A 5,821-nucleotide genomic window follows, 5' to 3' on the forward strand; every position below is an offset into this window, starting at 1 on the left:
AACGTCTGGCGGTGGCTCTCGGCCGCGCCGCCGCCCGGCGCGACCGGCTGCACCTCGATGGCGTAGGTTCCCAGCATCGCCCCTTCGGCCACGTCGAACGAGTCGTAGACCGCGCCGAAGGCATCCGTGCCCAGCCATTGGGTGCGCACGACGTTGTTCCGGGCGTCGCGCAAGCGGACGATGACCTGCGTGCCCTCCGGCGGCAGGATGACCGCGCCATCGTCCTCCAGCCGGACGATGGCCTTGTAGTGCACGGTGTGGCCGGGGCGGTAGAGAGGCCGGTCGGTCTGGATGTGGACGGCAAAGGCCGGCGGGGTCATCGCCGCCGGCGCGCCGGACCACCAGCCCCAGTCGTAATAGGGGCCACGGCTCTGCAACTCATTCGTCAGGCCGCTAAAGGTCACGTCGTCGCCGGCGCGGGCGAAGACGACGTAGGGCGCGGCTTCATCGTCGTCAAGATCCTCCGCCGGCAGCGCCAACCGGACAATGCCGCGCTCGTCGGTCAGCCCCTCGGCCAGCAGCCGGCCGTTGCGGGCGTAGACCTGCACCGCCGCGCCGGGGACGGGCGCGCCCTGGGTCGGGTCGGCGGCGGGGTCGGCCCCGCTCGCGCCCCGGCTGTCGATGTCGGTAACCCAGACGACGAGTTGCCCGTCGGCCTGCTTGGCGACCAGCGTCATGCGCGTCAGCGCCAGCAGCAGGTTGGCGTCGCGCGGCTCGCCGGCCAGCCGTAGCAGGTAGAGGCCAACCGGCGCGTCGGCCGGCAGCAATGTCTCCTGCGCGTTGTTCCACATCTCGGGGTCGGCTGGGATGGTCTGCGTCGTCCAGGAGGCGATGGGCGCCAGGCCGTCGTCGGGGATCAGCACCGGCTCTTCCCAACCGGAGACGACCTCGCCCACGAGGCGGTTGAGGAAGCCCTCCTGAGTCAGCGGCAGCAGGTCGAAGTTGAGCGTGACCGACTGCGGCTGCTCAACTTGCAGCTGGACGGCGCGGCGGCCGTCGGCGTCGAGCACCTGAATCTGCGGCCCCATGCCCCAATCAGCCAGCGAGTTGGCCGCGCCGGTGGTGAAGGTGTGGGCCAGGGGCGCGCCGAGGAGGGGATGGCCGCCGGCGTCGGTCGCCGTCGCGTCGAGTGTGACCGTGTACTTTGTCTGGGGTTGCCAGTAGCCGCCGACGGGGGTGAAGAGGAGCGTGGTTTCGTTCTCCCAGGTCACGTCGCCGGCGATCTCCGGGGCGATGGTCAAGGCGGCGGCGACGGTGTCCCGGGTCACCGGCCGGGTGAACACCAGGCGCAGCACAGAGCCGGGGTGCGCGCCGGTTCCGGCCGGGCTGATGGCGACGGGCGTGGGCGCGGTGAAGGTGACAGGCTCGGCCGGGGCGGGCAAGGGGTTGCCGGCGGCGTCCTGTACATCCCGGCTCAGGCTGAAGGCGTAGTCGATGTTGCCCAACAGCGACGGCTCGTCGAGCGCCAGTGTGTTCTCATTCACCCAACGCCATTCTCCCTCCAGCGACGGCTCAACCACCAGCGCTTCGGCGGCGTCGGGATGCATTGGGTAGCCAAAGCTGATGGTCAGGGGCGCGTTGGGGCTGGTGGGGGTGGGGCCGTCGACGCGGCGGATGGTCGGATAGGGGGTGTAGCTGAAGCTCTCAGGCCCACGCAGCGGCGTGCCGGCATCATCGGTCGCGCCCTCGCCGACGGTGAAGGTATAGCGCACGCCGGGATCGAGCAGTTCGGTCGGGCGGATGGTGTAGGCGTCGCCGTCCCAGCCCTGTTCGAGCGGCACAGCCGGTTTGACGGTCGCGGTCACCGTGTCGCGGGCCATCGGCGCGGAGAAGGTCAGGCGAAAGGTGGGTTGGCGGTCGTCGTCGTTCGATAGGGCTGGCTGACGTCGGAGAACGCGGGGCGCGCCGGCGATGGTGATCTTCCAGCTCGGCAGGCCATCGAAGGTCGCGCCGCTGACGCCGCGCAGGTTGGTCGAGGCGATCACGCGGTAGGTCGCGCCGGGGCGAAAGCCGGTGCTGGGGACGAACGTCGCCGCGGTGTGGTCGTCGTTCCAGGTGAAGACGCCGGGCAGGTTGGGCGAGAAGGAGAGTGGCCGGAGGACTTCCTCGGCGTTGACCGGCTCCGGGAAGCGGACGGTCAGCGGCCCGGCGGCGGGCACGCGGTCGGGGTTCAGCGCCGGGTCGAGTGTGGCCCACAGCGCGGCTGGGGTGGGGGTAGGCGGGATGGGCGTCGGCGGAGGCGTGGCCGAGGGCGTGGGCGGCGCTGCGACGACGGCTGTCGGCGCGCTGGTGGGCGTGGCCGCCGGCCCAAATCGCTCGGCAAACCAGTTGACGCCACGGTCGCCGGCCCACTGCCAGGCGAGGACGGCCAATCCGGCCGCCAGAATGAGGACGACGAAGAGACCGAGAAGCGAACGTTTCATGGCGCCCCTTCCAGAGAATTATGAATTAGGAATTATGAAAATGGATACTCGGCGTGACCCCCAGTTCATGATTCCTAATTCATAATTGTTTTGAGAGTCCGGCTTGATAGTAGGATAGCACAAAACGGGCGGCGCGTCTCGACGCTTGCGTGACGGGAGGGCGACGCGAGGCTGACGCGCCCCGGCCCAATATAGGGAGCCGCGCGCCCCAATATAGGGTGTATCACCCGATGCGCTATCTTCCCCGCTCGCCTATCCTGTGCGAGACGTTTGAATCGTGCCAAGTCGAAGAGAATTAGGAATTAGGAATTAGGAATTACGAATTAGGAGTGTTGCCCCCATCGATGGGCTTGATTCCTAATTCGTAATTCCCAGTTCTCCAAGAGGGGTTTTGAACCGATGAACCGACAAACTAACATACACCGCTTAATGCTGATGGCCGCGCTCCTGGTATTCGGCGGCGCACTGCTGTGGGCGGCGCGGCCGGCCGGGGCGGCGACGATCACGGTGACCACGACGGCCGACGAGAACAACAGCGACGGCGACTGCTCGCTGCGTGAAGCGATTCTCGCCGCCAACAACGACGTGGCGGTGGACGCCTGCCTGGCGGGCGACGGCGTGGACACCATCACCCTGCCGGCCGGCGACTACTTTTTCGACGTAGTGCCCGGCGCGTCGGGCGAAGACCTGGCTGTGACCGGCGATCTGGACATTCGGGAGTCGTTGACCATCAATGGCGCGGGCCGGGTCACCACGGTCGTCAACGCCAATGGCGTCGATCGCGTGTTCCACATCCTGGCCGGCCACGTCGCGCTGAACAACGTGCTCATCACCGGCGGCGAGGCGCCCGTTGGCGAGCATGGCGGCGGCATCTATGCCCATGGCGGCAACCTGACCCTGGTCAACAGCCAGGTGAGCGATAACCGGGCGTTCGGTGGCGCGAACCAGCACGGCGCCGGCATCTACTTCGGCGGCAATGACGCTGCCCTCACTATTGTCGTCACCTACATTGACAACAACCTGGCGTCGGGGGCCGGCGGCGGAGTCTACGTCGAGAGCTCGGCCACCCTGACGCTCCGCGACAGCAGCGTGCATGGCAACAGCGCCGCCACCGGGGGCGGCATCCACAGCCAGGCCGCCGCGACCATCACCGGCAGCACGCTCAGCGGCAACATGACCACGTCCAACCCCAGCGGCGGCGCGGGCATGGTCAGCAGCGGCCCCCTGATGATGGTCAATAGCACCCTCAGTGGCAACGCCGCGGTGGGCAGCGGCGGCGGGCTGGTGGTGGGCAGCGGCAGCGCGGCCGGCCTCTATAACGTCACCATCACCGACAACACGGCCAACTCCGATGGCGACATCACTGGCGACGGCGGCGGCATCCGCATCGCCTTGGGCGCGGTCTCTCTGAGCCACACCATCATCGCCGGCAATCGCGACAACGGCGCTCTCGGGGCCATCCACCCCGACTGCTCTGGCGCATTCAATAGCCTCGATTACAACCTTATTGGGGACACAACCGGCTGCGCGCTGAGCGGGCAGACGGCCCACACCATCACCGGCGCGCCGGCCGGGCTGCAACCACTGGCCGACAACGGCGGGCCGACCGACACCCATGCCCTGCTGCTCAGCAGCCCGGCCATCGACGCCGGCCGCCCGGCCGGCTGCCGCGATCACAAGGGCCTCCCGCTGACCGTTGACCAGCGCGGTTACGCCCGGCCGGTGAATGGCGACAAGCGGCCCGGCTCCGCCTGTGACATTGGCGCGTTCGAGCGCCTCTCGCCCGGAACGCCGACGCCGGCCCCTACGGCCACCGCAACAGCCACGGCCTCGGTTACGCCGACAGCAACCCCTACCGCGACAGCTACAACGCCGGTTGAGGGGCCAACAGCCACGGCCACGCCGTCACCCACCTTGACGCCGCCCGTCGATCTGGATTCCTGGATTTACGTGCCGGTGACGGCCAGGGATTAGAAGAACGGCAATGAATTGCCTGACTACGAACCCGACATCGCCCTTAGCGCCTCCAACGTCACGCGGGGCGAGATGTCGAGGGTGAACTGGGTGAAGCGGTCATCGAGGCCGGCGATGGCCTCGTCGAGGAGGGCGGCGCGATAGCCGCGTTCGGCCGCGCCGCGCACCGTGGACAGCACGCACCGCTCGGCCACGTAGCCGGCCACGACCACCATGTCCACGCGCTGCGAGCGCAGTAACGCGTCCAGCCCCGTGTTCCAGAAGGCGTTCTCGTGCGTCTTGCCCAGGCGCACATCGACCACGCGGCAGTCGAAGCGCTCGTTGATCTCCCACGGCTGCGAGCCGGCCGGCTTGCGCTCCGACGTGTGCTGGATGAAGATAAGCGACCAGTTCTGCTCGCGGGCCAGGGCGATAGCGTCGTTGATGACGGGCACGGTGGCCTCGAACGCTGGCAGGTTGGGGTTGTCGGCTTCGAATAAGTCGTTTTGGGGGTCGATGATGAGGAGGGCGAGGTGCATGATCGCCTCTAGACCTGACAGGTGGGCGCGCCGCCGCAGCGCGCCCACCTGTCAGGTCTCACGAAGGATAGATGGCGTGCATGTAGGCCACGGAGCGCTTGACCATCTCGCGCAGGACGGCCGGGTCTACGTCGCTGAGGCGCTTGACGTAGAGGCACACCTTGCCGACGGAGTGCTTGCCCAGTTGGGGCCGCAAGTCCTCGTACTGGTCGGAGACGCCCATGATGTAGACCGCCAGGTTGGCCTTGCGCGGGGAGAAGCCGGTTAATGGCGCATCTCCCTCACGCCCGCTGTCGTACTTATAGTGGTAGCGGCCGAAGCCGACGATGCTGTCGCCCCACATGACCGGCTCCTCGCCCGTCACGTCGCGCATCAATTCCAGCAGGGCCAGCGCGTCGGCGCGCCGCTGTTCATTCTCGACGGTGTTGAGAAAGTCCACCGGATTGACCGCGGTGGGCTGCGTCTTGTTCTCGGCCATCATATCCTGCCTCCGTTCAAGGTAGGGTACGATAGCAGAAGCGAATAAATTGACCACGGATTTTCACGGATTGGACGGATTATACGGATTGAGTTCACGGTCAATCCGTATAATCCGTCCAATCCGGGTTAATAAACTATCACGCCGATGGCGGCGACGAGGAGGGCCAGGAGAACGCCGCCGGCGGTTCCTTTCAGAAAAGCGCGGAAGTGGTAGCTATAATCGCCGTAGCCGGCCAGGCTCTCTGTGCCGGGAATCAGGACGAAGCGCGGCCGGAGGGTAACGACGAGCAGCCAGTCAATGAGCAACAAGTCTACCAGGTTGAAGACGGTGAAGATGAGGAAGGTGGACACGGCTGCGTCGAGGAAGGTAACCGTCCCGCCGCCCAGCCGGGCCAGCGCCGCCAGCGCCGCGCCAAAGACGCCGAC

The 5,821-nt window shown here is 67.1% G+C and carries 4 protein-coding genes and 1 pseudogene; 1 reads left to right on the forward strand and 4 read right to left on the reverse strand.

Going from position 1 to position 5,821, the window contains the following annotated elements; translation table 11 throughout:
• A partial coding sequence (locus ACE3UY_RS18185; RefSeq protein ID WP_374688901.1) for an Ig-like domain-containing protein occupies positions 1-2,423 on the reverse strand: 2,423 nt, incomplete at its 3' end.
• A 399-nt stretch (positions 2,424-2,822) separates the two neighbouring features.
• Between ACE3UY_RS18185 and ACE3UY_RS18190 the strand changes: the two genes are divergently transcribed.
• Entirely contained in the window at positions 2,823-4,397 is a 1,575-nt protein-coding gene (locus tag ACE3UY_RS18190; protein ID WP_374688902.1) for a choice-of-anchor Q domain-containing protein, read from the forward strand.
• Positions 4,398-4,420: 23 nt separating this feature from the next.
• Here ACE3UY_RS18190 and ACE3UY_RS18195 read toward each other — a convergent pair whose 3' ends face one another.
• The 3 genes and pseudogenes from ACE3UY_RS18195 to ACE3UY_RS18205 form a co-directional block, all read right to left on the reverse strand.
• Positions 4,421-4,915: a cysteine hydrolase family protein gene (locus ACE3UY_RS18195; protein WP_374688903.1), complete on the reverse strand. Its 495-nt coding sequence runs from the start codon at positions 4,913-4,915 to the stop codon at positions 4,421-4,423.
• Between the two features lie 58 nt (positions 4,916-4,973).
• Positions 4,974-5,396 (reverse strand): DUF1801 domain-containing protein, encoded by a 423-nt coding sequence (locus tag ACE3UY_RS18200; protein WP_374688904.1) that lies wholly within the window; start codon positions 5,394-5,396, stop codon positions 4,974-4,976.
• 125 nt (positions 5,397-5,521) lie between these two features.
• A pseudogene (locus ACE3UY_RS18205) lies at positions 5,522-5,821 on the reverse strand (hypothetical protein); the annotation flags it as partial.

Origin of the sequence: Promineifilum sp. (SeqCode), assembly GCF_041918635.1 — a bacterium.
In the GTDB taxonomy this organism is placed as follows: domain Bacteria; phylum Chloroflexota; class Anaerolineae; order Promineifilales; family Promineifilaceae; genus Promineifilum.

Coding starts and splice junctions, on each gene's coding strand:
- ACE3UY_RS18190 (WP_374688902.1), top strand. CDS start 2,823: ATGAACCGACAAACTAACATACACCGCTTAATGCTGATGGCCGCGCTC.
- ACE3UY_RS18195 (WP_374688903.1), bottom strand. CDS start 4,915: ATGCACCTCGCCCTCCTCATCATCGACCCCCAAAACGACTTATTCGAA.
- ACE3UY_RS18200 (WP_374688904.1), bottom strand. CDS start 5,396: ATGATGGCCGAGAACAAGACGCAGCCCACCGCGGTCAATCCGGTGGAC.